The sequence below is a fragment of the Pseudomonas sp. GL_135 genome (assembly GCF_057834665.1).
The window spans coordinates 235,097-259,657 of sequence record NZ_CM174408.1; the positions used below are offsets into that span (position 1 = coordinate 235,097).

At 60.2% G+C, this 24,561-nt stretch carries 27 protein-coding genes and 1 pseudogene; 11 read left to right on the forward strand and 17 right to left on the reverse strand.

Going from position 1 to position 24,561, the window contains the following annotated elements; translation table 11 throughout:
* Positions 1-4: 4 nt before the first annotated feature.
* From AC3ISG_RS01050 to AC3ISG_RS01075, 6 genes and pseudogenes are all read right to left on the reverse strand, one after another.
* On the reverse strand, positions 5-328 hold the full coding sequence (locus AC3ISG_RS01050) for an AzlD domain-containing protein (RefSeq protein ID WP_489298333.1): 324 nt from the start codon (positions 326-328) through the stop codon (positions 5-7).
* On the reverse strand, positions 325-1,053 hold the full coding sequence (locus tag AC3ISG_RS01055) for an AzlC family ABC transporter permease (protein ID WP_489298334.1): 729 nt from the start codon (positions 1,051-1,053) through the stop codon (positions 325-327). Before AC3ISG_RS01055 ends, AC3ISG_RS01050 begins: the two co-directional genes overlap by 4 nt.
* Before the next feature lie 67 nt (positions 1,054-1,120).
* Positions 1,121-2,137 (reverse strand): hydrolase, encoded by a 1,017-nt coding sequence (locus AC3ISG_RS01060; RefSeq protein ID WP_489298335.1) that lies wholly within the window; start codon positions 2,135-2,137, stop codon positions 1,121-1,123.
* Complete coding sequence (gene rsmD, locus AC3ISG_RS01065; protein WP_122536386.1) at positions 2,121-2,741, reverse strand: 16S rRNA (guanine(966)-N(2))-methyltransferase RsmD; 621 nt, start codon at positions 2,739-2,741, stop codon at positions 2,121-2,123. Before rsmD ends, AC3ISG_RS01060 begins: the two co-directional genes overlap by 17 nt.
* A pseudogene (locus AC3ISG_RS01070) lies at positions 2,741-4,117 on the reverse strand (M16 family metallopeptidase); the annotation flags it as partial. The pseudogene AC3ISG_RS01070 and the gene rsmD, both read right to left, overlap by 1 nt.
* A gap of 116 nt (positions 4,118-4,233) precedes the next feature.
* Positions 4,234-5,586, reverse strand: coding sequence for a M16 family metallopeptidase (locus tag AC3ISG_RS01075; protein WP_489298336.1), 1,353 nt, complete (start codon positions 5,584-5,586; stop codon positions 4,234-4,236).
* A gap of 278 nt (positions 5,587-5,864) precedes the next feature.
* On the opposite strand from AC3ISG_RS01075, the gene ftsY reads away from it, so the two are divergent.
* The 4 genes from ftsY to rpoH all read left to right on the forward strand — a co-directional run bounded on the left by ftsY (position 5,865) and on the right by rpoH (position 10,093).
* Positions 5,865-7,418, forward strand: coding sequence for a signal recognition particle-docking protein FtsY (gene ftsY / locus AC3ISG_RS01080; RefSeq protein WP_489298337.1), 1,554 nt, complete (start codon positions 5,865-5,867; stop codon positions 7,416-7,418).
* Complete coding sequence (gene ftsE, locus AC3ISG_RS01085) at positions 7,415-8,086, forward strand: cell division ATP-binding protein FtsE (protein ID WP_037018829.1); 672 nt, start codon at positions 7,415-7,417, stop codon at positions 8,084-8,086. Before ftsY ends, ftsE begins: the two co-directional genes overlap by 4 nt.
* Complete coding sequence (gene ftsX / locus AC3ISG_RS01090; protein WP_122536390.1) at positions 8,083-9,108, forward strand: permease-like cell division protein FtsX; 1,026 nt, start codon at positions 8,083-8,085, stop codon at positions 9,106-9,108. Before ftsE ends, ftsX begins: the two co-directional genes overlap by 4 nt.
* A gap of 130 nt (positions 9,109-9,238) precedes the next feature.
* The gene (gene rpoH / locus AC3ISG_RS01095) at positions 9,239-10,093 is read left to right on the forward strand and encodes an RNA polymerase sigma factor RpoH (RefSeq protein ID WP_065991120.1); all 855 of its coding nucleotides are present in this window, start codon (positions 9,239-9,241) and stop codon (positions 10,091-10,093) included.
* Positions 10,094-10,155: 62 nt separating this feature from the next.
* Here the strand turns inward: rpoH and tuf are convergent, their stop codons facing one another.
* Positions 10,156-11,337 carry an elongation factor Tu gene (tuf, locus tag AC3ISG_RS01100; RefSeq protein WP_489298338.1) on the reverse strand — a complete coding sequence of 394 codons (1,182 nt, stop codon included), beginning with the start codon at positions 11,335-11,337 and terminating at the stop codon, positions 10,156-10,158.
* A 143-nt stretch (positions 11,338-11,480) separates the two neighbouring features.
* Entirely contained in the window at positions 11,481-12,191 is a 711-nt protein-coding gene (gene mtgA / locus AC3ISG_RS01105; RefSeq protein ID WP_489299435.1) for a monofunctional biosynthetic peptidoglycan transglycosylase, read from the reverse strand.
* A gap of 75 nt (positions 12,192-12,266) precedes the next feature.
* Between mtgA and AC3ISG_RS01110 the strand changes: the two genes are divergently transcribed.
* From AC3ISG_RS01110 to AC3ISG_RS01130, 5 genes are all read left to right on the forward strand, one after another.
* Positions 12,267-12,650, forward strand: coding sequence for a DUF423 domain-containing protein (locus AC3ISG_RS01110; protein WP_065991125.1), 384 nt, complete (start codon positions 12,267-12,269; stop codon positions 12,648-12,650).
* Between the two features lie 140 nt (positions 12,651-12,790).
* A complete protein-coding gene (gene thiS / locus AC3ISG_RS01115; protein WP_489298339.1) occupies positions 12,791-12,991 on the forward strand; it encodes a sulfur carrier protein ThiS in 201 nt (66 codons plus the stop codon).
* Positions 12,992-13,057: 66 nt separating this feature from the next.
* Positions 13,058-13,852 (forward strand): thiazole synthase, encoded by a 795-nt coding sequence (locus tag AC3ISG_RS01120; protein ID WP_065991132.1) that lies wholly within the window; start codon positions 13,058-13,060, stop codon positions 13,850-13,852.
* 55 nt (positions 13,853-13,907) lie between these two features.
* A complete protein-coding gene (gene trmB, locus AC3ISG_RS01125; protein WP_489299436.1) occupies positions 13,908-14,621 on the forward strand; it encodes a tRNA (guanosine(46)-N7)-methyltransferase TrmB in 714 nt (237 codons plus the stop codon).
* 207 nt (positions 14,622-14,828) lie between these two features.
* Positions 14,829-15,269, forward strand: a complete 441-nt coding sequence (locus AC3ISG_RS01130) for a hypothetical protein (RefSeq protein WP_065991133.1) — start codon at positions 14,829-14,831, stop codon at positions 15,267-15,269.
* Positions 15,270-15,362: 93 nt separating this feature from the next.
* Here the strand turns inward: AC3ISG_RS01130 and AC3ISG_RS01135 are convergent, their stop codons facing one another.
* From AC3ISG_RS01135 to AC3ISG_RS01170, 8 genes are all read right to left on the reverse strand, one after another.
* Positions 15,363-15,686: a DUF3392 domain-containing protein gene (locus AC3ISG_RS01135; RefSeq protein ID WP_122536392.1), complete on the reverse strand. Its 324-nt coding sequence runs from the start codon at positions 15,684-15,686 to the stop codon at positions 15,363-15,365.
* A 22-nt stretch (positions 15,687-15,708) separates the two neighbouring features.
* A complete protein-coding gene (hemW, locus tag AC3ISG_RS01140) occupies positions 15,709-16,923 on the reverse strand; it encodes a radical SAM family heme chaperone HemW (protein WP_489298340.1) in 1,215 nt (404 codons plus the stop codon).
* Positions 16,920-17,528: an RdgB/HAM1 family non-canonical purine NTP pyrophosphatase gene (gene rdgB / locus AC3ISG_RS01145; RefSeq protein ID WP_489299437.1), complete on the reverse strand. Its 609-nt coding sequence runs from the start codon at positions 17,526-17,528 to the stop codon at positions 16,920-16,922. The genes hemW and rdgB overlap by 4 nt, the downstream gene beginning before the upstream one ends.
* A 139-nt stretch (positions 17,529-17,667) precedes the next feature.
* Positions 17,668-18,288, reverse strand: a complete 621-nt coding sequence (gene metW, locus AC3ISG_RS01150; RefSeq protein ID WP_122536395.1) for a methionine biosynthesis protein MetW — start codon at positions 18,286-18,288, stop codon at positions 17,668-17,670.
* A gap of 7 nt (positions 18,289-18,295) precedes the next feature.
* Complete coding sequence (metX, locus tag AC3ISG_RS01155; protein WP_272633590.1) at positions 18,296-19,435, reverse strand: homoserine O-succinyltransferase MetX; 1,140 nt, start codon at positions 19,433-19,435, stop codon at positions 18,296-18,298.
* A 236-nt stretch (positions 19,436-19,671) separates the two neighbouring features.
* The gene (locus AC3ISG_RS01160) at positions 19,672-20,262 is read right to left on the reverse strand and encodes a YggT family protein (RefSeq protein ID WP_065991147.1); all 591 of its coding nucleotides are present in this window, start codon (positions 20,260-20,262) and stop codon (positions 19,672-19,674) included.
* 10 nt (positions 20,263-20,272) lie between these two features.
* Positions 20,273-21,091, reverse strand: a complete 819-nt coding sequence (gene proC / locus AC3ISG_RS01165; protein WP_489298341.1) for a pyrroline-5-carboxylate reductase — start codon at positions 21,089-21,091, stop codon at positions 20,273-20,275.
* Positions 21,092-21,115: 24 nt separating this feature from the next.
* Positions 21,116-21,802, reverse strand: a complete 687-nt coding sequence (locus AC3ISG_RS01170) for a YggS family pyridoxal phosphate-dependent enzyme (protein WP_122624413.1) — start codon at positions 21,800-21,802, stop codon at positions 21,116-21,118.
* Positions 21,803-21,856: 54 nt separating this feature from the next.
* Between AC3ISG_RS01170 and AC3ISG_RS01175 the strand changes: the two genes are divergently transcribed.
* A complete protein-coding gene (locus AC3ISG_RS01175) occupies positions 21,857-22,891 on the forward strand; it encodes a type IV pilus twitching motility protein PilT (RefSeq protein WP_065991152.1) in 1,035 nt (344 codons plus the stop codon).
* A 70-nt stretch (positions 22,892-22,961) separates the two neighbouring features.
* Here AC3ISG_RS01175 and AC3ISG_RS01180 read toward each other — a convergent pair whose 3' ends face one another.
* Positions 22,962-23,693 (reverse strand): C40 family peptidase, encoded by a 732-nt coding sequence (locus AC3ISG_RS01180; RefSeq protein ID WP_489298342.1) that lies wholly within the window; start codon positions 23,691-23,693, stop codon positions 22,962-22,964.
* A gap of 250 nt (positions 23,694-23,943) precedes the next feature.
* On the opposite strand from AC3ISG_RS01180, the gene AC3ISG_RS01185 reads away from it, so the two are divergent.
* Positions 23,944-24,360, forward strand: coding sequence for an NINE protein (locus tag AC3ISG_RS01185; RefSeq protein WP_122536400.1), 417 nt, complete (start codon positions 23,944-23,946; stop codon positions 24,358-24,360).
* The last annotated feature ends 201 nt before the right edge of the window (positions 24,361-24,561 follow it).

Below are 24,561 nucleotides of genomic sequence, written 5' to 3' on the forward strand. Positions count from 1 at the left end.
TGCCTCACATCTGCCCCATCGCCCAGCGCAGCAAGAAAAACACCAGCAGCCCGCCGCCGATGGTCGCCAGAAGATTGCGGCTGATGGCCGCAATGCCAATCGACACGATCCCGGCCAGCAGATAGGGGTTGTCCAGGGACAACTGCCAGTGCGCGCCGTCGGGCAGTAACATGCCTGGGACGACGATGGCCGTCAGCACGGCGGTGGGTACGTAATGCAGGCCTTGGCGCACCAGCGGCGGGAAACGCAGGTTCGGCCAGGCGAACAGGCTGTAGCGCATCAGAAAAGTGATCGCGGCCATGCCCAGAATCAGCCACCCGTACGTCATGGGCGCACCTCGTTCGGGGTCACGTCGTCCTGCCTTTCTGGCTGTCGTCTTTCCAGCAGTACCCCCGCCGCGATGCCACTGAAGGCTGCGGCCATGAGCCCCAGCTTGTAGGGCCACGACCACGTTAACAGGGCAACGGCGCCAGCGACCAACGCGGCGGCGATTTGTGGCTGATTGCGCAGCAGGGGCACGACGATGCCGATGAAGGTCGCCAGCATCGCGAACTCCAGGCCCCAGCTGGCCATGTCGGGAAAAGCCTGACCAAACAGCACGCCCACCAGTGAGCTGCTCACCCAGCAGGCATACAGCGAGCCCGCCACGCCAAGCCAGTACCAATGTGCAAGCGGCGTTCGGCCGTGGACCAGGTAGTGGCGTTGAACGATGGCAAAGGTTTCGTCCGTCAGCCAGAACGCCAGCAATAGTCGCCAGCGTTGTGGCAGCCCCTGAACCTGAGGCTGCAACGTGGCGCTGTACAGCACGTGGCGCAGATTGACGATGAACGTCGTCAATAGAATCACCACCGCGCCGGCCCCGGCGCCCATCAGGCTGATAACGATGAACTGCGCCGATCCTGCGTAAACGAACATCGACATGCCGACCGCCTGCCAAAGCGTCAGGCCGCCCACGCCGGCGAGGGTGCCGAAGATAATGCCGAACGGGGCAATGCCGACCAGCATCGGCAGGCTGTCGCGAAGGCCGCGGACGAAGAATTGATGTCGGGACATGGTTTTTCTCCTTATGTCCCGATGTTATGCGGGTGGCGCATACGTGTCTTGAACGATCGTGCAGGCGTTAGCGGTGTGTCTGCGCGCCATGGATGTCCGTCAGCCACGCCGGAATCCGCTGCTCCAGGTAATACGTCGGCTTTCTAATCGTGCCGCCGACAAAACCCACATGGCCGCCTTTTTTCTGCAGGTCGAACTCGGTGCTGGACGACAGCTCAGAGGCTTCAGGCAGGCTGTGCTTGAACACGAACGGGTCATCAAGGGACTGAATCAGCAGGGTTGGCGTGCGGATGGCGCCGAGGAAGTACCGACTGGAGGCGCGTCGGTAGTAATCATGGGCGTCCACGAATCCATTGAGCGGCGCTGTCACACGCCCGTCGAAATCCCAAAATGTGCGCATGTCTTTCAGCGAACCCAGCGCCGCCAATTCTGCAAGGCCATCGCTGAGACCTTCATGCTGAAAGCGTCTCTGCTTGTCCTTGATGTAGCCGACCATCTCGCGCATGAAGTGCCGCTGGTAAACCCTGGAAAACCCCAGCCCGATCCGGTCGGCGCACTCGTCCAGTCGAAACGGCACCGACACCGCCGCAGCGCCTTGCAGGTGGCTGTTGAGGCCGGTTTCGCCGAGGTGCTTGAGCAAAATGTTGCCGCCGAGGGAATACCCGACAGCGTAAAGCGGCGCCAATGGCCGGGCCTTGCGCAGATGATCGATCACGGCGGCAAGGTCTTCGCTGGCGCCGGAGTGATAGCTGCGGGGCAACAGGTTTGGCTCCCCTGAACAGCCTCGCCAGTTAAGGGCGACACTCGCCCAGCCGCGTTTTTCCATGGCATGTTGCAGCCCGGCGACATAGGGGGAGTTGGACGAGCCCGTCAGACCGTGCAGCACCAGCACGACCGGCACAGTGGCGTCGTGTGGCCCGTGCCAGTCCATGTCGAGGAAATCGCCGTCCTCAAGCCAGACGCGCTCGCGCCGGCGCTCTAGGTGAGTGGTCGGACGCCAGAGCGGTCCCCACAGCGTCTGCAAGTGCGGATTGCCCAGGCCGAACGCCGGGGTAAACCCTGGAAGGTCAGCTCGCGACGGCACTGCGTTCCCACACCGCGTAGTGCACCTGACCGGCCTTCTTCTCACGGTGCAGGCGCCAGTTGGCCGGCATGCCCAGCGTGGAGGGCGCGGTTTCGCTTTCGGTGTAGATCCACGCGTTGTCCGCCAGCCAGTTACGCTCTTCCAGCAGCGTGCACGCAGGCATCAGTAAGTCCTGGTGGAACGGCGGGTCGAGGAACACCACGTCGAAGTGTTCGGCCGGCTGGGTTTCCAGATGGCGAAGGGCGTCGCCTGTCGCGGTTTTGCCAACCGTGCAACGCAGCGTACCGAGGTGCTCGCGCAGGCTGGAAATCGCCATCGAATTGGTGTCCAGCGCCAGGCCCATGCTGGCGCCGCGGGACAGGGCTTCGAGGTACAGCGCGCCACTGCCGGCGAACGGATCCAGAACGCGCGCGCCCTCGATGTACGGCGCCAGCCAGTTGAACAGGGTTTCACGCACACGGTCCGGCGTCGGGCGCAGACCGGGGGCGTCAGGGAAGCTCAGACGCCGACTGCGCCATTCGCCGCCGATGATCCGCAGTTGGCCGAGGCCCGTGTGGATTTTGTGCCCTTTGTGGATACGTGGCGGCTTGGAAGTCGAGGTCATCAGTGCTCCGGAACGCCGAGCGGTTGCTCGGCGGGTTTGTCAGTAGGGGGCGGCAGTGGCTTCTGCGGGACGGTCGGACCTGCAGTCACGATCACCAGCTTGTCAGCGTCCAGATGTTTGTTCATCACGGTCTTGATTTGCTCGACCGTGACGCTCTGGGACTGCGTCATGAAATCTTCGAGGTAGGTCAGCGGCAGATTATAGAAGCCGACCGCGCCCAGTTGCCCAACGATGGCCGCATTGCTGGCAGTCGCCAGCGGAAAGCTGCCGGCCAGTTCGCGCTTGGCATCGTCGAGTTCTTTCTGGGTCGGGCCGTTGGCAAGGAAGTCACGGGTGATGTCCTTGACCAGCTTGAGGGTGTTTTCGCTCAGTTCGGCCCGGGTCTGCAGGCTGATCATGAACGGACCCTGTGCCTGCATCGGCGTGAAGCCTGAAGACACGCCATAGGTCAGGCCGCGTTTTTCCCGCACCTCGGTCATCAGACGGCTGCCGAAACCGCCGCCGCCGAGAATCGAGTTGCCCAGTGACAGGGCCGCGTACTCAGGATCGCCTCGGGTGATGCCCAGTTCAGCCAGCATGAGGTGCGTCTGCTTGGACGGAAACTCGATGTGGGTTTCACTCGGCTTGGGTTCGGTCGGTGCAACGGTTTGTGCCAGCGCCGGACCTTTCGGCAGCGCGGCGGAAACCTGGGTCGCTACCGCTTCGGCCTCTGCGCGTGTCAGGTCGCCAGCCAGCGCGATGACTGCGTTGCCAGCGGCGTAGGCCTTGGCATGAAAGGCCTTCAGCTGAGCCAAAGTCAGAGGTGCGATGCTCTTCGCCGTGCCCATACTTGGGTGCGCGTAAGGATGATCGCCGTACAACCGCTTGAACAGCTCATCGCCTGCCAGCTTGCCCGGGTTCTGCTTTTGATATTCGAAACTTGCCAGTAACTGGTTTTTGATCCGCGCCAGCGAGTCCGCCGGGAACGTCGGTTTGCCCACCACCTCGGAAAACAGTTTCAACGCAGGCTCGCGCTTGTCGGCGGCGCTCAAGCTGCGCAGCGAAGCGATCGCCATGTCGCGATAGGAGCCGTTGCCGAAATCAGCGCCCAGCCCCTCAAAACCTTCGGCGATGGCGCTGACGTTCTTGCCTTTGACGCCCTCGTTGAGCATCGCGTTGGTGACCAGCGCGATGCCGGGGTTGGCGCCGTCCTGGCTGCTGCCCGCCGCGAACAGCAGGCGCATGTCGAACATCGGCAGCTCATGGGCTTCGACAAACAGCACGCGAGCGCCTTCGGCGGTACTCCACGACTGAATGTTCAGCGAACGGCGAGCGGGCGCTTTACCGTCCAGCTCCTTCAGGGACTCCAGCGTGCTGGCGGCCTTGTCGATGGCCTTAGGGGCATCCGCGGCGGTCTCTGCCATCGCCGACGCCGCGCCCAACAGGCCAAACGTCACGGCGAGTGCGAATGAGCAGGCCCGCGTTCGCGCAGAGCGGGATTCGTTGCGCTGGCTCATTGGGCTTTCTCCTCAGGCAAAACATGCGCAACGGCAAGGCGCTCGCGGGTGAAGTAAGTACGGGCGGCTTTCTGGATGTCTTCCGGCGTCACGCTTTGCAGCGCGGCCAGTTCCTTATCGATGAGTTTCCAGGACAGGCCCACCGTTTCGAGTTCGCCAATGGTACTGGCCTGACTGGTAATGGAATCGCGCTCATAGACCAATCCGGCGATCACCTGGGCCCGGACCCGTTCCAGCTCTTCCTTGGCAGGCGGCTTGGTTTTCAGTTCGTCGAGCAGGCGCCAGATGCCGGCTTCAGCGTCGGCGAGGGTTTTCTTCTTCTGCTGATTGGGCGTGGCGCTAATGGTGAACAGGCTGTCGCCGCGGGTGTAGGCGTCGTAGTCGGATGAAGCGCCGGTGACCAGCTCTTCGCCGCGCTCCAGGCGCGTCGGAATGCGCGCGCTGTAGCCGCCGTCAAGCAAGGCCGAAATCAGGCGCAGTGCGTTGACTGACTGTGGATCGGTGGCGGTGGCCAGGCTCGGCACGTTAAAGCCGTACATCAGGCTTGGCATCTGCGTGGCGACATGCACGGTGATCTGGCGCAGACCAGGTTCGGCCAGCTCCAGCGGCTTTTTCGAGGGCGGTACGTCGCGGCGTGGCACCGGGCCGAAGAAGCGCTCAGCCAGGGCTTTCACTTCATCGGGCTTCACGTCACCCACCACCACCAGCGTGGCGTTGTTGGGCACGTACCAGGATTCATACCAGTGGCGCAGTTCCTCGATCTTCATGCGTTCAAGGTCTGCCATCCAGCCAATGGTCGGCGTGTGGTAGCCGCTGGCGGGGTAGGCGATGGCCTTGAAGCGCTCATAGGCCTTGGCGTTCGGCTTGTCATCGGTGCGCAGCCGGCGCTCTTCCTTGATGACTTCGATTTCCCGCGCGAACTCTTCAGGGGGCAGGCGCAGGGTGGCCATGCGGTCGGCTTCCAGTTCGAAGGCAACCGCCAGTCGATCACGGGCCAGCACCTGGTAGTAAGCGGTGTAGTCGTCGCTGGTGAACGCATTCTCTTCCGCGCCCAGGTCGCGCAGGATCAGCGATGCTTCGCCGGGGCCCGCTTTCGAGCTGCCCTTGAACATCATGTGTTCCAGCGCATGGGACAGGCCCGTCTGGCCAGGCGTCTCGTAGCTGGAACCCACCTTGTACCAGACCTGCGAAACCACCACCGGTGCGCGGTGATCTTCACGCACGACCACCTTCAGGCCGTTGTCCAGCGTGAATTCGGTGGTGGGTTGTGGGTCGGCAGCCGATGCGGCGAAGGGCAAACAGATTGTGCTGAGCAGCAGGCCTGCGGCACAGCGGGCAAGAGCATTCATTCGTGATTTGAACCTTGGAGACGGCCTGCTTAGCGTCAGCGGGCGCGGGGGTGTTAGGATAGCGGCCAGTTTGCCTGACGACTATGGCTAAGATGTCCGAGCCGTAAACAGACCTTGTAAGACTTGGCCTGGGTTAGCGTGTAGGAAGGCTTGGCGAGGTCCGATCATTTGACGCGGGCAACCTATGAACAAGCGGACATAAAAGCAGTCTGTTTCGCATACAGAATTTTTCAGAGGCGCCGCTCTGGCGCGTCGTTACCGTGAGATAGCCGTCCTCCATGTTTGGTTCCAACGACGACAAGAAGACCCCAGCCCCGGCTGGCGAGAAGAAAGGCCTGTTCGGATGGCTGCGCAAAAAGCCGCAGGAAGTCACTCCCGAGCCGCCTCAGAATGCCCCCGCTCCAGCGCCAGAGTCCGTGCCCGATCAGGCCCCGGCGGTTGCTGAGCAGCATAACGCCCCGGCCATCCCGGCCGAGCGCGCGCCGCAAAACGCACCGCAACCCTTGCCACAAACCGCTACGATTGAAGCGCTTTCGGCCCCTATCGAAGATCCCTGGCTTCACCTGCCCGTTGCCGAAGAGCCCGTCGCCTTCACCGATGAGCGCGAGCCTCACGTCACGCCGCCCATTCCGGTACACACCGAATCCAACGTGGAATCCGCCGCCGCTTCTGTGGCTGAAGTGCCTGCTCAACCGACGGTCATCGACACAACGTCGTTCGAGGTGGCTCCGTCCATCGAGCCGACCCCGGTCGCACTGCCTGACCCGGTTTCCGGCAATGATCTTCCTTCGCTGACGCCGCCGTTGACGACAGCACCGATGGTTCCAGCCGCGGCCGCTGTGCCCGTTCTTGAAACCAGCGTGCCACCTGTTCCGTTCGAAGGAACAACCGCACCCAAGCAGCCTGGTTTTTTCGCGCGCCTGAAGCAGGGCCTGTCGAAAACCAGCGCCAGCCTGGGCGAAGGCATGGCCAGCCTGTTCCTCGGCAAGAAAGCCATCGACGACGACATGCTCGACGAGCTGGAAACCCGGCTGCTGACCGCGGACGTTGGGGTGGAAGCAACGTCGGCAATCGTGCGCAACCTGACGCAGAAAGTGGCGCGCAAGCAGCTCACTGACAGCGACGCGCTGTACAAATCGCTGCAAAATGAACTGACCGAAATGCTCAAGCCAGTGGAGGCTCCGCTGGTCATCACGGCACAGCACAAGCCGTTCGTGATTCTGGTCGTGGGCGTCAACGGTGCGGGTAAAACCACCACCATCGGCAAGCTCGCCAAGAAGCTCCAGCTTGAAGGCAAAAAAGTCATGCTGGCGGCGGGTGACACCTTCCGCGCTGCAGCCGTTGAGCAGTTGCAGGTCTGGGGTGAGCGCAACAAGATCCCGGTCATCGCGCAGCACACGGGCGCTGATTCGGCTTCGGTGATTTTTGATGCCGTTCAGGCCGCCAAGGCGCGCGGCATCGACGTGTTGATCGCTGACACCGCAGGCCGCTTGCACACCAAAGACAACCTGATGGAAGAGCTGAAGAAGGTTCGCCGCGTGATCGGCAAGCTGGACGCCGACGCGCCGCACGAGGTCCTGCTGGTCCTGGATGCGGGAACGGGTCAGAACGCGATCAACCAGGCCAAACAGTTCAACCAGACAGTCCAGCTGACCGGCCTTGCGTTGACCAAGCTCGACGGCACCGCCAAAGGCGGCGTGATCTTCGCCCTGGCGAAGCAATTTGGCCTGCCGATTCGCTATATCGGCGCGGGTGAAGGCATCGACGATCTGCGCACCTTCGAAGCCGAGCCGTTCGTCCAAGCCCTATTCGCCGAGCGGGAGCGCCCATGATTCGTTTCGAACAGGTCGGTAAACGCTATCCGAACGGACACGTCGGCCTGCATGAGCTGAGCTTTCGAGTACGTCGTGGCGAATTTCTGTTTGTGACCGGTCACTCCGGCGCGGGCAAGAGCACTTTGTTGCGCCTGCTGCTGGCGATGGAGCGTCCCACCACGGGCAAGCTGTTGCTGGCGGGTCAGGACCTGGGTCAGATCAGCACCGCGCAGATTCCGTTTTTGCGTCGGCAAATCGGCGTCGTGTTCCAGAACCACCAATTGCTGTTTGATCGCACGGTGTTCAATAACGTCGCGCTGCCGCTGCAGATCCTCGGCCTGTCCAAGACCGAAGTAGTCAAGCGCGTCGACTCGGCCCTTGAGCGCGTTGCGTTATCGGACAAAGCCGAGCTGTACCCGGGCGATTTGTCCACCGGTCAGCAACAGCGCGTGGGCATCGCCCGCGCCATCGTTCACCGCCCGGCCCTGCTGCTGGCGGACGAACCCACCGGTAACCTCGACCCGCGACTGGCAGCTGAAATCATGGGTGTGTTCGAAGACATCAACCGATTGGGCACCAGCGTGCTGATTGCAAGTCATGACCTCGCATTGATCGCGCGGATGCGCCATCGGATGCTGACGTTGCAACGCGGCCGACTGATCGGCGACGGGGAGGCTGGCGTATGAGTGCCACTCGCAGTCCCAAGGTGTCCGAACGCGTAGCGCCCAAAGCTTCAGACCCGGCGCCGCAAAAGAAAAAGAAACGCGATGACGACGATGGCCCGAGTTTCGGCGAGTTGTTCAACGCCTGGATCGAAGCCCACCGCTCAAGCCTGCTGGACAGCCTGCGCCGTCTCGGCAAGCAGCCCATTGGCAGCTTTTTTACCTGTCTGGTGATGGCCATTGCGCTGAGTTTGCCGATGGGCTTGTCGTTGTTGCTGAGCAATGTCGAGCGTTTGGGCGGATCCTGGCAGCGCGCGGCGCAGATATCCCTGTATCTGCAGCTGGATGCGTCGCCGAGCGAGGGCGAAGGCCTTGTCCGTCAGATCAAGGACATGGGCGGTGTCGCCGATGCCGAGTACATCAGTCGCGATGAGGCGCTGAACGAATTCCAGAAACAGTCCGGGCTGGGCGAGGCGCTCAAGGAACTGCCTGAAAACCCGCTGCCCGGTGTCGTGCTGGTTACACCACTGGAAGTTGACAAAGCCGCGCTGGAAGCATTACGTACACAGCTGGCCGAGTTGCCCAAAGTGCAGCAGGCACAACTGGACCTGGTCTGGGTCGAGCGTTTAGCCGCTATCTTGAAGCTGGGTGATCGGTTCGTGTTTGGCCTGACGGTGTTGCTGGTCGCAGCACTGCTGTTGGTCATCGGTAACACCATTCGTCTGCACATCGAGAACCGTCGCACGGAAATCGAGGTCATCAAATTAGTAGGCGGCACAGACAGCTACGTTCGCCGGCCTTTCCTCTATATGGGCGCGTTGTACGGGCTGGGTGCAGGTGTCTTGTCCTGGGGCGTGCTGGCGTTCGGGCTGGACTGGCTGAACGACGCAGTGGTCAAACTGGCCGGGCTGTACGGCAGTGATTTTGCCCTTGCCGGCGTGCCAGTGTCTGACGGTGTGTCGCTCTTGCTTGGGGCGGTGCTGTTGGGGTATATCGGTGCGTGGATCGCGGTAGCACGCCATTTAAGAGAGTTGGCGCCTCGTTAGTATTGAGTAGCTTCATCGTTAGTAAATTTTGTTTCACCTATTGACTTTTCAGCTCAGGGAACTTGTCTAGCGGTTCCCGGTCAATTTCGCAGTGCTGAACTGCACGAGTTATGTGTCGGAGGTTTTTCGTATGACCAATTCTTTGCAACCTGCGTATGCCTTAGTCCCGGGTGCAAACCTGGAAGCCTATGTGCACACGGTTAACAGCATTCCACTGCTGACGCCCGAGCAGGAGCGTGAACTGGCCGAGAGTCTCTACTATGAGCAGGATTTGGGGGCGGCTCGGCAGATGGTGCTCGCCCACCTGCGATTTGTCGTGCATATCGCACGCAGTTATTCCGGTTATGGACTGGCTCAGGCTGACCTGATTCAGGAAGGTAACGTTGGCCTGATGAAGGCCGTGAAGCGCTTCAACCCCGAGATGGGCGTGCGCTTGGTGTCTTTTGCAGTCCACTGGATCAAGGCCGAAATTCACGAGTTTATTCTGCGCAACTGGCGCATCGTGAAAGTCGCGACCACCAAGGCTCAGCGCAAACTGTTCTTCAACCTGCGCAGCCAGAAGAAGCGTCTGGCCTGGCTGAATAACGAAGAAGTGCATCGCGTTGCCGAAAGTCTGGGCGTTGAGCCCCGAGAAGTGCGCGAGATGGAAAGCCGTCTGACCGGCCACGACATGGCCTTTGACCCGGCGGCAGAAGCCGACGACGACAGCGCTTTCCAGTCGCCGGCCAACTATCTGGAAGACCATCGTTACGATCCGGCGCGTCAGCTGGAAGATTCCGACTGGACTGACAGCTCGACGGCCAACCTGCACGAAGCGCTGAACGTGCTCGACGATCGCAGCCGCGACATTCTGTATCAGCGCTGGCTGGCGGAAGAAAAAGCCACGCTGCACGACTTGGCTGAGAAGTACAACGTCTCTGCCGAGCGTATTCGTCAGCTCGAAAAGAGCGCGATGAACAAGCTGAAACTGTCGATCGCTGCCTGATCGCTGCGCTGAAACGCAAAACGCCCCGAGTTGATCGGGGCGTTTTTGTTTGTGGGGTTCAATTATTTAAGAATTTTGCTAACAATGCCGACGCCCACGGTACGACCGCTTTCGCGGATAGCGAAGCGCAGACCGTCTTCCATCGCGATTGGCTTGATCAGGGTAACGGAAACTTTCACGTATTCACCTGGCATCACCATCTCAACGCCTTCCGGCAGTTCGCAACTACCAGCTACGTCGGTAGTACGGAAATTGAACTGCGGACTGTAGTTTTGGTAGAACGGAGTTTGACGGCCGCCTTCTTCTTTGCTTAGAACGTAGATTTCAGCTTCGAACTGAGTGTGCGGCTTGACGGTGCCCGGCTTGACCAGAACCTGGCCACGCTCAATGTCTTCACGCTTGATATTTCTCAACAGAATGCCGCAGTTCTCGCCAGCACGACCTTCGTCGACCAGCTTACGGAACATTTCAACACCGGTGCAGATGGTGACGGTAGTGTCACGCAGACCAACGATTTCCAGTGGCTCACAAATCCTGACGATACCGCGCTCAATACTACCAATCACAACACTACCGCCACCGGAGATCGAGGATACGTTTTCGATTGGCATCAGAAATGGCTTGTCGACAGCACGCTCTGGCTGAGGAATGTAACTGTCCAGAGTTTCAACCAACTTCTTGACGGCAGTGGTGCCCATCTCGTTGTCGTCTTTGCCTTCCAACGCCATACGGGCAGAGCCGATGATGATTGGTGTGTCGTCCGGGAAGTCGTAAGTGCTCAGCATATCGCGCACGCTCATCTCAACCCGTTCCCGCTGCTCAGCGTCATCTACCAAGTCAGCCTTGTTCAGGAAGACCACGATATATTTAACCCCTACCTGACGGCACAACCGGATGAACTCGCGAGTTTGTGGCGTCGGACCATCAGCAGCAGAACAAACGAGGATAGCGCCGTCCATCGGGTTAGCACTGGTGATCATATACTTCACCCAGTCGGCGTGACTTGGGCAGCCAACATGTTCGTAATGACGCGTTGCGGAGTCAAACTCGATTTGAGCCGTGTTGATGGTGATTCGGTTGATCATCTTTTCTGGTGCGCTGTCGATCTTGTCGAAGTCAACACGAGCCGAACCGAAAACTTCGGAGCAAACGCGAGTCAGAGCAGCGGTCAGCGTGGTTGTACCGTGGTCAACGTCACCAATCGTTCCAGTGTAAACGATGGGCTTATACGAAAGGGTTGACATGATGGCGAGCTCCTGCTCATGAGTGGATCCATGAGCAATACCCTAGACTTGTCGACGCGGGAGCGTCTACTGTCAGTTATGACAGCGCGCCGTATCGCACCATACATCTCCATCCATCCGGGCACATCAATCTAGTGGAGGAATTAAAACTTCCTACTGTGATTCAACCCCATCAAATAGTCCTCCCCACCCAGCTGCCGCATCTGTTGGCGGATCCAGCTTGCGCGACTTGCGACGTAGCTGCTGGGATGGCTGGCGCTCCATTCCCTTGGATTGGGCAGCACGGCGGCGAGATAGCTCGCTTGTTGCGTGGACAGTTGGCTCGCATTCACATGAAAGTGATGCTGCGCAGCAGCCTGAGCGCCGAAAACGCCGTCGTCCCATTCCACGCTGTTCAGGTACACCTCAAGAATGCGTTGCTTGGACCAGAACACCTCGATCAGCCCGGTGAACCAGGCTTCCAGGCCCTTGCGAAAGTAACTGCGCCCCGACCACAGGAACAGGTTTTTCGACACCTGCTGGCTCAGCGTGCTGGCCCCGCGCAGAGAGCCACCGCGTTCGTTATGAACCAGTGCTGCCTGAATGGCGTCGATATCGAAACCCCAGTGCTCGGCGAACTTCTGGTCCTCGCCGGCAATGACGGCGATTTTCAGGTCATCTGAGATGCGGTCCCATGACTCCCAGTCGCGCTGCAGGTCAATGGGCTGACCGTCAAACCAGGATTCAATCTTGCGTTCGACCATCAAAGCGGTAAACGGAGGAGGGACCCAGCGGAAAATCAGCACCAGCACGACACTTGCCGCTGCGAACCAGAGCAGGCCTTTGGCGACACGACGGAGTAGTAATTGCAGCATAGAGATGGCTTGGCCGAACCGGTTGAGCGGGCCATTATACAGACCAAGCGTCATTGAACTTGCCTGGAGTTGTACATGTTACGAACCTTTCTGATGTTGGCCTCCTTCTTCGGATTTACCGGCGTTGCCTTAGGTGCGTTTGCTGCCCACGGCCTGAAAAACCGTCTGACCCCCGAATACCTGGCGGTCTTCCACACCGGCGTGCTCTACCAGCTGATTCATGCGCTGGCGATTTTTGGCGTAGCACTGCTGGCGATGCAGATCCAGGGCCGGCTCGTCACCTATGCCGGCATCTCTTTCACACTGGGCATCATCCTGTTTTCAGGCAGCCTCTACCTGATGACACTGACGGGCGCGACCAAGCTGGGAATCATCACCCCGTTCGGTGGCCTGTTTTTCCTGATCGGCTGGGCGATTCTCGGCTGGACGGCATGGCGCTTGGGACTCGATACGCTTTAATCCCGTCTGGAGCGCTCGTCTGCCGCGGACGCGTTGCAAGCACTCGGCCACGCCGAAGACGAATGGCGTGGCTTTGCCTTGGTCATACCGACCGATCGGGCTAGAATGCTCGCCCCCTAAAATGATGGCTGCCCTCTCGCATGCGCATTCAGTTGAACGGTGAATCCTTTGAGCTGCCCGATGGCGAGACCGTCGCGGGATTGCTGTCGCGTCTGGAGCTGACCGGGCGCCGAGTTGCCGTCGAGCTCAATCTGGACATTGTTGCGCGCAGCCAGCATGCCGCCACGGCGCTGACCGAAGGCGATCAGGTCGAAGTGGTGCACGCCATCGGTGGCGGCTAGCCCCTCGACGCGCTGCGGCCGGGTCCGCAAGCACTGCAAGAACCTCAACCGTAAAGAGGATTTCAGATGAGCAACGTTCGCAGCGACAAGCCGTTCACCGTGGCCGGTCGTACTTTTCAGTCGCGCCTGCTGGTCGGCACTGGCAAGTACACGGACATGGAACAGACCCGTCTGGCCATCGAAGCCTCGGGCGCCGAGATCGTCACCGTTGCAGTGCGCCGGACCAACCTGGGGCAGAACCCGGGTGAACCGAACCTGCTCGACGTGCTGCCGCCGGACCGCTACACCATCCTGCCGAACACAGCGGGTTGCTACGACGCCATCGAAGCCGTACGCACCTGCCGCCTGGCCCGCGAGCTGCTCGATGGCCACAATCTGGTCAAGCTGGAAGTTCTTGCTGACCAGAAAACCCTTTTCCCCAATGTCATTGAAACCCTCAAGGCGGCCGAAACGCTGGTCAAGGACGGCTTCGACGTCATGGTCTACACCAGCGATGACCCGATCATTGCCCGCCAGCTCGCCGAAATCGGTTGCTGCGCAGTGATGCCCCTTGCGGGCCTGATCGGTACTGGCCTGGGGATCTGCAACCCGTACAACCTGCAGATCATCCTCGAAGAATCGAAAGTCCCGGTGCTGGTGGATGCCGGTGTCGGCACTGCATCCGACGCGACCATCGCCATGGAGCTGGGTTGTGAAGCGGTGCTGATGAACTCGGCAATCGCCCACGCGCAACACCCGGTATTGATGGCCGAAGCCATGAAACACGCCATTCTGGCGGGACGCATGGCTTACCTGGCCGGCCGTATGCCCAAGAAACTCTATGCCAGCGCGTCCTCGCCGCTGGATGGTCTGATCAAGTAAGAGCCTGTTGATGATTGATTCGCAAACGCCCGACCCGCTTCCGGACGATGAAGTGATGAATGACGAAAATGCCAAAGCGCCAGACGATGACAGCCATCACCGGCGCATCAAGAGCTTCGTAATGCGCGCCGGTCGAATGACCGAAGGCCAGCAACGCGGCCTGGATCAGGGCAAGGAGCTGTTCGTGCTGCCGCTGGCCGACGCCCCGGTTGATTTCGATCAGGTCTTTGGCCGTTCGGCCCCGCGTACCCTCGAAATCGGTTTCGGCATGGGTCACTCGCTGCTGGAGATGGCCGCTGCGGCGCCAGAGCAGGACTTCATCGGCGTGGAAGTTCACCGTCCGGGTGTCGGCGCCTTGCTCAATGGCGTGCTGACCCAAGGGCTTACCAATCTGCGCGTTTACGATTGCGATGCGATCGAAGTGCTCAACCGCTGCGTGGCCGACAAGAGCCTGGATCGGCTGATGCTGTTCTTCCCGGACCCTTGGCACAAGTCCCGCCATCACAAGCGCCGCATCGTCCAGGCCGAATTTGCCGAGCTGGTGCGTACCAAATTGAAGTCCGGCGGCGTGCTGCACATGGCAACCGACTGGGAACCGTATGCCGAATACATGCTGGAAGTGATGAACGTAGCGCCGGGTTACCGCAACCTGGCAGAAGACGGCAAATGCGTTCCGCGCCCTGCGGAACGTCCGATCACCAAATTCGAGCGCCGTGGCGAACGTCTCGGTCACGGGGTTTGGGACCTGAAGTTCGAGAAGCTGGCCTGATCACTTCTTGACCAGAAGCGGCCCGGTAGCGGCCGCTTTTGAGTTTTTACAGCACATTTCAGCCAACAATTTGCGTTGTATGACGCACCCTTCGATTTCTTCCTAATAAAGCTACAGGGTCTTCGGAATCGTCCGACATCCCTTTTCAGTTCTGATCTTCATAGTCCCCGCCGTTGCATATATCAATATTGATGACGAGGAATGAAGATGAACAAGTTTTGGCAAATGGCTGCAATCGCCACGCTGATTGCGACCACCAGCGGGTGTGTCAGCTACAACGTCAGCCAGCCAAGCGCTTCGCTGTCCGGCGACGTGAAGACTGATCTGAAGGCTGACGTCAAAGTCGGTGAAGCCATCAGCGGCGAGTCGTCCACCAATGTCCTGTTCGGCTGGTTGAATATCGGCGGCGATACGCAGTTTGCCGACGGCGTGACCTACGGCGGTGCGAGCGGCGGTGGCATGGGCCTCCCACTGCCGGACCCGATCTCCTCCACCAAAGCAGCCGCGGCCTTCAAGGCCGTCAAATCGTCCGGTTCCGACCTGATCGTCGCGCCGCGTTACGAAGTCACCGTCAACGATTACTTCATCTTCAAGCAAGTGAACGTGAAAGTGACCGGCAACAAAGGCAGCATCCAGAGCATTCGCTGATGGGCTGATTGCACTCGGCAACAGCGGAGTGTGATTTCTTGAAAGCGCCCCTCCCGCGCCCGCGGGCAGGGGCGCTTTTGCATTTCTGGACGGTTATTTCCGATCAGCCACCACACCGATCAGTACCAGTACCACCAGCAACACCGGCGCCAGGCTGTAGTTGTTGAACTGGCTCAGGCCGCGCACGACCCACGGCGTGGCATAAATCAGTGCAGCGCCACTGCCGACGGTGCAGAGCAACGCCATGATCGGAATGCGCAAGGCGCCGGTAAAGCTGCCGAGGCGGCCTTCGATCCAGCCCTTGATGTCGGTCCCGAACAGAATCAGCAGGCAGCCGACCAAGGCCAAAGCGATCTCCGATAAGTTGCTGCGACTCCAGCGCGACACGGTGGCCAGCAAGTCGAGTACGAATTCCATTCAGTGTCCTTAGTGTTGAGCCTTACAGAAGAAAGTGCTGCAGCAGGTCGTTGAGGAATAACTGGCCGCGAGGGGTCGCCACCAGCCGTAACGGATCGGTCTCCAGCAAGCCGCGTTGTTCCGCCTCAAGACGGGCGCTGGCGAGCGAATCGACGCTTAGACCGGTGCGGCGCTGAAATAATGCAGCGTCCACGCCTTTTGTCAGGCGCAGGGCGTTCATCAAAAATTCAAAGGGCATCTCATCCAGTGGCAGCAGCTTTTCGCCAGCCTGATAGGCCTTGGCCGGATTGAGGTAATCCTTGGGCAGCCGGGTTTTCCAAGTGCGGATGATGCGCCCGTCCGGGTGGCTGAGCTTGCCATGGGCCCCCGCGCCGATTCCGATAAAGTCCCCGAAGCCCCAGTAGTTCAGGTTATGTCGGGCTTCGCGCTCCGGCTGTGCGTAGGCAGACACTTCGTATTGGGCGTAGCCGTTTTCCCGCAGCAGCGTCTGACCGGCCTCTTGAATGTCCCAGAGAATGTCGTCTTCCGGCAGCGTGGGCGGCTGATTCCAGAACACCGTGTTCGGCTCGAGGGTCAGTTGATACCAGGACAGGTGCGTCGGGGCGAGGGCGATCGCCTGACGCAGGTCGCCAAGGGCGTCTTCCTGGGACTGATCCGGCAGACCGTGCATGAGGTCCAGGTTGAAGTTATCGAAACCCGCCTGACGCGCCATCTCCGCCGCGCGCACCGCTTCATCGCCGTTATGGATACGCCCGAGGGCCTTGAGCTTGGCCTCCTGAAAACTCTGGATGCCGATCGAGAGGCGATTGATGCCCAGGCCGCGATAGGCGCTGAATTTCACCTGCTCGAAGGTGCCGGGGTTGGCTTCCAGCGTGATCTCGATGTCCGGCGCGAAACGGATGCGTTGTTCAACGCCGCGCAGCAAACGGCCCAACGCATCGGCGCTGAACAGGCTGGGCGTCCCGCCGCCGAAGAAGATTGTGCTCAGCTCGCGGCCGTAGACGTGGGGCAGGTCCTGGTCGAGATCGGCCAGCAGCGCGTCGACATATTCCTGCTCCGGCAACACCGGGCTCGCCGTGTGGGAGTTGAAATCGCAATAAGGGCATTTGCGCACGCACCACGGAATATGGATGTACAGCGACAGTGGCGGCAGCTCGGTAAGGGAGGGCCGTGGCTCCTCAGAGGAGAAACCGGCCGCGCCCAGAATCAACGGCCGGGTGGTGGAATCCTGAGTCATTGTTGATCAGGGCTCAGCTTCAGACGCTGACGCAGGAGGGCCATGGCGCGGGCGCGGTGGCTGATCTGGTTCTTGTCGGCCGGGGTGAGTTCGGCGCTTGAACAGTTGCGCTCCGGCACCCAGAAAAGCGGGTCATAACCAAAGCCGTGTTCGCCGCTGGCGGCGGTGAGGATGCGGCCGTGCCACAGACCTTCGCAGAGGATCGGCAGCGGGTCGTCGGCGTGGCGCACCAGTGCCAGAACGCAGACGAACTGGGCGCCGCGTTGTTCGGCGGGTACGTCCTTGAGGGCTTCCAGCAATTTGGCGTTGTTCGCCGCATCACCCTGACCGTCGGCGTAACGCGCGGAGTAAATGCCCGGCGCACCGCCCAGGTAGTCCACCGCCAGCCCCGAGTCATCGGCCAGCGCCGGCAGACCGGAAATACGCGCAGCGTTGCGCGCCTTGAGGATGGCGTTCTCGACGAACGACAGCCCGGTTTCTTCGGGCTCCACGGTGCTGAACTCGCCAATCGAGCGCAGCTGAACGCTCGCGCCGAGCATGGCCTGGAGTTCTTTGAGTTTGCCGGCGTTGTGGCTGGCCAATACAAGCTGGGTGAGGGTCATGATGAGTCCGTGAAAATCGGCTGCGTGAAAATCTGCTGCATGAAATCTGCTGATTGAACCTGAGCCGGTTTACGTCGCTGTCTTCGGCTCTTACTTCGGTGCAGACGCTGGCTGGCAGGGCTTCACCTGCCTGAGTCGCTGGTCACACGGCAATCTGGTGGTCCTGCAAGCCCGGGCTGCTGACGCGATAGATGCCGATTTCCCCCAACAGATTAGGCCAAAGCTTGCTGGCCCAGCCGTGCCGATGCTGTTGATCGACTGCCAGCCGATCAATGACCTTGGCCGACCGACCCCGGCACAGTTCTTCGAAATCTTCGAAGGTGCAGAAGTGGATGTTCGGCGTGTTGTACCACGTGTACGGCAGAAACTCGGAAACCGGCATTCGCCCCTTGCTCGCCAGGTACCAGCGGCAACGCCAGTGCCCGAAGTTGGGGAAGGTGATGATGCACTGGCGGCCGACGCGCAGCATTTCGTCGAGGATGCGATCCGGGTAGTGCACGGCTTGAAGCGCCTGGGTCATGACCACGACATCGAAACTGTTGCTGGCAAAGTTGCCCAGCCCTTTGTCCAGATCCTGTTCGATGACATTGACGCCCCGCGCCACGCAACGGGCGATGTTGTCGGCGTCGTTCTCCAGGCCGTAGCCCGTCACTTGCTTGTGCTCCTGCAGCCAGGCCAGCAATTCGCCGTCGCCGCAGCCGAGGTCGAGCACACGGCTGCCTGCCGGTATCCAGTCTTGGATGATTTCCAGGTCGGCTCTCATGGTGTCCTCAGAGTGCAATTCGGTTCATGTAGCTGGAGAAAGCCTGCAAGTAGCGCGGGATCGGGATCAGGAACGCGTCGTGGCCCTGCGGCGCATCGATTTCCAGATAACAGACGTCTTTTTTCGCCGCCATTAGCGCATCGACCAGTTCCCGCGAGCGGGCCGGGGAGAAGCGCCAGTCAGTGGTAAACGACATCACGCAGAACCTGGCGCTGGCGTTGGCGAAGGTGGCGGCAAGGTTGTCGTTGAAGTTGGCGGCCGGATCAAAGTAGTCCAGCGCTTTGGTCATCAGCAGGTAGGTGTTGGCGTCGAAGCGCCCGGAAAACTCCTCGCCCTGATAACGCAGGTAGCTTTCGACCTGGAACTCGACGCTGTGGAAGTCGTAGTTGAGGTTCTCGTTCTTCAGGCCCCGGCCGAATTTCTCACCCATCGAGTCATCGGACAGGTACGTGATGTGCCCGACCATGCGCGCCAGCATCAAGCCGCGCTTGGGAATCACGCCGTGCTCCTGAAACGAGCCGCCGTGGAATTCCGGGTCCGTCAGAATTGCCTGCCGCGCGACTTCGTTGAAGGCGATGTTCTGCGCCGACAGCTTGGGTGCAGAAGCAATCGCCAGACAGTGCCGCACGCGCTCGGGGTAGGTGATCGTCCATTGCAGCGCCTGCATGCCGCCCAAACTGCCGCCGACGATGGCGGCCCAGTGATCCACGCCCAGCCGGTCGGCAAGCCGCGCCTGGCTGTGCACCCAGTCTTCGACCGTCAACACCGGAAAGTCGGCGCCGAAGGGCCTGCCGGTTTCCGGGTTGAGGCTGCTGGGACCGGTGGAGCCATTGCATCCGCCGAGGTTGTTCAGGCTGACGACGAAGAACTTATCGGTGTCGATAGGCTTGCCGGGGCCGATGCAACTGTCCCACCAGCCCGGCTTACGGTCTTCTGCGCTGTGGTAGCCCGCCGCGTGGTGATGACCCGAAAGCGCATGGCAAATCAGTACCGCGTTGCTTTTGGCGGCGTTGAGCTGACCGTAGGTTTCGTAGATGAGATCGTAGGCAGGCAATGAGCGTCCGCAGGCCAAGGCCAGCGGCTCATTAAAATGCGCCGTTTGCGGCGTGACTAGACCGACAGAATCTTTGGGAAAGACCGTGGACATCGACCTGCTCTCGCTGAAATGAGGCGTAAGTCTAAAGATCGCGCGGGGGGGCGGCAACAAAGTAAATGGCTGATTTCGCGGAGGGTGACGCTTTGGATTTTTGCCGGCGCGACATTCATTAGGCGGGAAAAGGGCGACGGCTGCTGGTGCCGTCGCCCCAAGATCAAAAGCTTCCCGGCTGAAGCCGGTCCTGCGATCAGAGTTACCGCATTCTCATTTGCTGCATGCAGCGGCTGTCAGATCAACCGCCACAGCTCTTGCGGCATGCCGGCGTAGGCCGCCAGCGCTGGCATGACGTAGGACTGCAGCACCTGAATCGCGATAAAGGCGAAGATCGGCGAGATGTCCATGCCGCCCAGGTTGGGGATGATGCGACGGAACGGCGCTAGGATCGGTTCGCTGATCTGGTAGGCAAGTTCAGCGGCCGGGTTGTGGCTGCCCGGAGCAATCCACGAAACGATGACCATGATGATCATCGCGACCCAGAAGATTTTCAGCAGCAGCGACGTGATACCGATGATCGACCACATCAACAGGTGCGGGATATCGCCGATGGTGCCGTAGGTCATCATCAGTACAAAGGCCATCAGCAGCGCCTGAATGACGATCGCCAGCAGCAGCGATGACGTGTCGAGCCCGAAGACGCTTGGCACGATGCGCCGGATAGGCTTGAGCAACGGCTGGGTTGCACGAACGGCAAACTGGCAGAGCGGGTTGTAGAAGTTGGCTTTGACCAGCTGCAGCACAAAGCGAAGCAAAACGATGGTCAGGTACAGGCTGATGAGCGTCTGGATGACGAAAATCGTGGCGCCGGTGAGTGCATTCATGAATTGCTCCTTATTTGCCCAGCTGTTCGGCGAGTTCGGCGGAGCGATGTGCAGCGGCGCCCAGCGCCTTCTCCACAATGGCTTCGAAGCCATCGGCCTGGAAAGATTTGATGGCGGCTTCAGTGGTGCCCGCAGGGGATGTCACTCGGCGACGCAGTTCGGCCGCATCGACGTCGCTGCCGGTGGCCATCAATGCCGAGCCCAGCGCGGTTTGCAGGGTGAGTTTGCTAGCCACGTCAGCCGGCAGGCCGAGTTTGACGCCTGCGGCCGTCATGGCTTCGATCAGCAGGAAGAAATACGCCGGGCCGCTGCCTGACACCGCCGTCACCGCGTCGATATGGGCTTCTTCGTCGACCCACAGTGCAATCCCGACCGCCGACAGCAATGTCTCGGCCTGCTCGCGTTGGGCCGGAGTGACGTCCGCCGTGGCGTACAGGCCGCTGACACCTTGGCGCAACAGGGCCGGGGTATTCGGCATGCAGCGCACGAGGGGTTGCTCGCCCAGCCAGGCCCGCATGCTGGCGCAGGTGATCCCTGCGGCGATGGATACGACCAATTGATGAGGCTTGAGTGCCGGCTTCAGCGCTTCGCACACGGCTTTCATCATCTGCGGCTTGACCGCCAGCAGCACCACATCGGCGCCTTCGACGGCCTCGGCGTTGTCGGCGACCACTTTGATGCCGTGTTCTTTTGCCACGCGCTCGCGGGTTTCTGCGCCAGGATCGCTGGCACGGATCAGCTCAGCGTCGACGCCCTGGGCGCGCATGCCACCAATCAGGCTGGCAGCCATGTTGCCGGCGCCGATGAACGCGATACGGGTTTTGCTCATGAACGGTTTCCTGTAGGGCAAAGGTTAAGGCTGCCCATAATTGCGGGCGCCAAAGAGGGCAGTGCCAATCCGCACCCAGGTCGCGCCTTGTGCGATGGCGGCTTCGAGGTCGTGGCTCATGCCCATGGAAAGCGTGTCCAGCGGCAGGCCCAGTTGTGCCTGCAGGGTGCTGACGGCAGCGAACGAAGCGTTCTGTTCGTCGCGATCATCGGTGGGCTCGGGAATGGCCATCAGGCCGCGCAGTTTCAAGTTGGGCAGCACGCTGATGGCTTGGGCCAGTGCGGGCAGGTCTTCAGGGGCGCAGCCTGACTTGCTGGCCTCGCCGCTGACGTTGACCTGAATGCAGATGTTCAGTGGCGGCAGTTCTGGCGGACGCTGTTCAGACAAACGCTGTGCGATTTTCAGACGGTCCACGGAATGCACCCAGGCAAAGTGCTCGGCGATGGCGCGAGTCTTGTTGGACTGGATGGGGCCGATGAAATGCCAGATCAAGGGCAGGTCGCTTAATTCAGCCTGTTTGCCGAGGGCTTCCTGAAGGTAATTCTCGCCGAAATCGCGGAGTCCGGCGTCGTAGGCTTCCCGCAGGTCGCTCGCCGGTTTGGTCTTGCTCACCGCCAACAGGCCGACAGAGGCCGGGTCGCGCTGTACCGCTTGCGCCGCGCTACGAATTCGCTCGGCGAGCGTTGAAATGTTCTCTGCTATCGTGGACATTGATTTGCGCCAGCAGGGCTAAAGTCTGCGGCATTCTATGTGATGAGGAGCTGTATGGATATTACCGAGCTGCTGGCCTTCAGTGCCAAGCAAGGCGCGTCGGACTTGCATCTCTCTGCCGGCCTGCCACCGATGATTCGCGTCGATGGTGATGTGCGGCGGATCAACCTGCCCGCACTGGACCAGAAAGAGGTTCAGGCGCTGATCTACGACATCATGAACGACAGGCAGCGTAAGGACTTCGAGGAAGATCTGGAGACAGACTTCTCCTTCGAAGTGCCAGGCGTTGCGCGCTTTCGGGTCAACGCGTTCAACCAGAATCGCGGCGCCGGCGCGGTGTTCCGGACCATTCCATCCAAGGTCTTGAGCATGGAAGAGCTGGGCATGGGCGAAGTGTTTCGCAAGATTACCGACGTGCCCCGCGGCCTGGTGTTGGTCACCGGTCCGACCGGCTCGGGCAAATCGACCACGCTCGCGGCCATGGTCGATTACCTGAACAGCAACAAGCATCACCACATCCTCACCATTGAAGACCCGATCGAATTCGTCCACGAGTCCAAAAAAAGCCTGATCAACCAGCGCGAAGTCCATCGCGACACCCACGGCTTTGCCGAAGCACTGCGTTCAGCGCTGCGGGAAGACCCTGACGTGATTCTGGTAGGTGAGCTGCGCGACCTTGAGACCATCCGCCTGGCGCTGACGGCGGCAGAAACCGGCCACCTGGTGTTCGGCACGCTGCACACCACGTCCGCTGCCAAGAGCATCGACCGTATCGTCGATGTGTTCCCGGCGCAGGAAAAGTCGATGATCCGCTCAATGCTTTCCGAGTCGCTTCACGCCATCGTGTCTCAGGCGCTGCTGAAGAAGGTCGGCGGAGGCAGGGTCGCGGCCCACGAAATCATGATCGGCACGTCGGCGATCCGTAACCTGATCCGCGAGGACAAGGTGGCGCAGATGTATTCGTCGATTCAGACCGGGGGATCGCTGGGGATGCAGACGCTGGACATGTGCCTGAAGGATCTGATCAGCAAGGGGCTGATCACGCGTGAGAGTGCGCGGGAGAAGGCGAAAACGCCGGATAATTTCTGATCAGGAAGGCAAACGACTGTGGGGAGCGAATCAATTCGCTCCCCACAGTGTTTTCAGGCGGTGTGTGGGATCAGCGCTGAGCGATGCGCACGGTGCCCTTCTGGCTCGGCGGCTGCTTTGGCAGCACACGCTTTGCGACGACGTAATGGCTGTCCCAGTACGGCTTCTTCAGCGTGTCGATCGTCACGGATTTGCCACGGCGTGGCGCGTGAACGAAACGGTCGTTGCCGAGGTAGATGGCAACATGGTTCACCTTGCGGCTCTTGATGTTGAAAAACAGCAAGTCACCCGGTTTCAAATCCTTGCGGTCCACCTTCTGACCGTGACCTTCGGCCATGGCGTTGGACGTGCGCGGCAGATCGACTTCGCTCACGTCGTTGAAGGCATATTTCACCAGCCCGCTGCAGTCGAACCCTTTTGTTGGGCTGGTGCCGCCCCAACGATAAGGTGTACCGATGGCATTAACGGCCCGGTTGACCACAGTGCTGCTCTGTTTGGTACCCATCTGCGCCGTGTTGGCCAGGGCGACAGTGTTCTGCGAAATTTTGCGAGTGCTGCGGGAGGATTTACCCTTAACGGCTTTGGCTCGCTTGCCAGAGGACTCGAGTGGAGTAGCCGTTTGTTCCAGTGCAGCCATTGCAGCCCGTTGAGCGGCAATGTTGCGTGAAACGGATTCCGGCGACTCGGACTTGGCGGTGAAACCGGTGAAGCTCGGTGGAAGCGTTTGCTCACGATTGGTGGCGTGGGCGGCCAGTGGCATAAATAGACAAATAGTCAGCCATGTCTTGAAAAATGGACGCATTAGGCAGGGCTCATGTTGGTCAGCGCGCAACTTTATAACAGCTTTTTGCGAAATTCTGAGCCCCCTTGTCGAACAATTTACTGCCCTTGAAGTCAGTTTTGGCGGCTAAATCGTCATCTTGCTGTGCTGATCACCTTGCAGAACAAGGGTTTGCACGATTGAAAAGAGGTTCAAGCCATACGTCGGACGGCGTCACTAAAGTCACAAAACTTACGCATATTTTTTTCTATTGCAGCAGACGAGGTCAACAATGAACACCTATCAACCCGACGTTCAACGTCCTGATACCCACAGCAAGGTCATGGGCTATTTGCTCTGGATTGTGGGATTTACCGGCGCTCATCGCTTCTATTACGGCAAACCAGTCACGGGCACGATCTGGTTCTTTACGCTGGGGCTGTTGGGCATCGGCTGGCTGATCGACCTGTTCCTGATCCCGGCGATGGATCGGGAAGCGGACCTTCGATTCAACGCAGGTGCGACCGATTACAGCCTCGCCTGGATTCTGCTGACCTTTCTGGGTGTGTTCGGTGTGCACCGGATGTATCAGGGCAAATGGATCACCGGGATCATTTACCTGTTCACCGGAGGTTTGGCGCTGCTGGGCGTGCTGTACGACTTCTGGACGCTGAATGACCAGATCTCGGTGAAGAACGCCCGCCGGTAATCGCGGTTGCTTTGGGCTCGTCCGTGGAAGTGAGAGAGATCATCCCATCATGAGGCGAGTCATCGGTGAAGGCAACGCGCGACACAAAACCTGTGGGAGTGAGCGTGCTCACGAAGGAGCCGGTGCATTCAGCCACTTTCTCTGGGGCTGAAGGTAAGCCTTCGCGAGCAAGCTCGCTCCCACGTGGGCAGTGGTCGACAC

What these genes read in the sequence shown, in the direction of transcription:
- rpoH (WP_065991120.1), top strand. Translation starts at nt 9,239, where the DNA reads ATGACCAATTCTTTGCAACCTGCGTATGCCTTAGTCCCGGGTGCAAAC.
- AC3ISG_RS01170 (WP_122624413.1), bottom strand. Translation starts at nt 21,802, where the DNA reads ATGTCCACGATAGCAGAGAACATTTCAACGCTCGCCGAGCGAATTCGT.
- hemW (WP_489298340.1), bottom strand. Translation starts at nt 16,923, where the DNA reads ATGACTCAGGATTCCACCACCCGGCCGTTGATTCTGGGCGCGGCCGGT.
- ftsE (WP_037018829.1), top strand. Translation starts at nt 7,415, where the DNA reads ATGATTCGTTTCGAACAGGTCGGTAAACGCTATCCGAACGGACACGTC.
- AC3ISG_RS01180 (WP_489298342.1), bottom strand. Translation starts at nt 23,693, where the DNA reads ATGCGTCCATTTTTCAAGACATGGCTGACTATTTGTCTATTTATGCCA.
- AC3ISG_RS01050 (WP_489298333.1), bottom strand. Translation starts at nt 328, where the DNA reads ATGACGTACGGGTGGCTGATTCTGGGCATGGCCGCGATCACTTTTCTG.
- AC3ISG_RS01110 (WP_065991125.1), top strand. Translation starts at nt 12,267, where the DNA reads ATGTTACGAACCTTTCTGATGTTGGCCTCCTTCTTCGGATTTACCGGC.
- AC3ISG_RS01130 (WP_065991133.1), top strand. Translation starts at nt 14,829, where the DNA reads ATGAACAAGTTTTGGCAAATGGCTGCAATCGCCACGCTGATTGCGACC.
- ftsX (WP_122536390.1), top strand. Translation starts at nt 8,083, where the DNA reads ATGAGTGCCACTCGCAGTCCCAAGGTGTCCGAACGCGTAGCGCCCAAA.
- AC3ISG_RS01160 (WP_065991147.1), bottom strand. Translation starts at nt 20,262, where the DNA reads ATGAATGCACTCACCGGCGCCACGATTTTCGTCATCCAGACGCTCATC.
- AC3ISG_RS01185 (WP_122536400.1), top strand. Translation starts at nt 23,944, where the DNA reads ATGAACACCTATCAACCCGACGTTCAACGTCCTGATACCCACAGCAAG.
- rsmD (WP_122536386.1), bottom strand. Translation starts at nt 2,741, where the DNA reads ATGACCTCGACTTCCAAGCCGCCACGTATCCACAAAGGGCACAAAATC.
- ftsY (WP_489298337.1), top strand. Translation starts at nt 5,865, where the DNA reads ATGTTTGGTTCCAACGACGACAAGAAGACCCCAGCCCCGGCTGGCGAG.
- metX (WP_272633590.1), bottom strand. Translation starts at nt 19,435, where the DNA reads ATGTCCACGGTCTTTCCCAAAGATTCTGTCGGTCTAGTCACGCCGCAA.
- AC3ISG_RS01055 (WP_489298334.1), bottom strand. Translation starts at nt 1,053, where the DNA reads ATGTCCCGACATCAATTCTTCGTCCGCGGCCTTCGCGACAGCCTGCCG.
- proC (WP_489298341.1), bottom strand. Translation starts at nt 21,091, where the DNA reads ATGAGCAAAACCCGTATCGCGTTCATCGGCGCCGGCAACATGGCTGCC.
- AC3ISG_RS01075 (WP_489298336.1), bottom strand. Translation starts at nt 5,586, where the DNA reads ATGAATGCTCTTGCCCGCTGTGCCGCAGGCCTGCTGCTCAGCACAATC.
- thiS (WP_489298339.1), top strand. Translation starts at nt 12,791, where the DNA reads ATGCGCATTCAGTTGAACGGTGAATCCTTTGAGCTGCCCGATGGCGAG.
- AC3ISG_RS01120 (WP_065991132.1), top strand. Translation starts at nt 13,058, where the DNA reads ATGAGCAACGTTCGCAGCGACAAGCCGTTCACCGTGGCCGGTCGTACT.
- AC3ISG_RS01175 (WP_065991152.1), top strand. Translation starts at nt 21,857, where the DNA reads ATGGATATTACCGAGCTGCTGGCCTTCAGTGCCAAGCAAGGCGCGTCG.
- trmB (WP_489299436.1), top strand. Translation starts at nt 13,908, where the DNA reads ATGAATGACGAAAATGCCAAAGCGCCAGACGATGACAGCCATCACCGG.
- mtgA (WP_489299435.1), bottom strand. Translation starts at nt 12,191, where the DNA reads ATGCTGCAATTACTACTCCGTCGTGTCGCCAAAGGCCTGCTCTGGTTC.
- AC3ISG_RS01135 (WP_122536392.1), bottom strand. Translation starts at nt 15,686, where the DNA reads ATGGAATTCGTACTCGACTTGCTGGCCACCGTGTCGCGCTGGAGTCGC.
- tuf (WP_489298338.1), bottom strand. Translation starts at nt 11,337, where the DNA reads ATGTCAACCCTTTCGTATAAGCCCATCGTTTACACTGGAACGATTGGT.
- metW (WP_122536395.1), bottom strand. Translation starts at nt 18,288, where the DNA reads ATGAGAGCCGACCTGGAAATCATCCAAGACTGGATACCGGCAGGCAGC.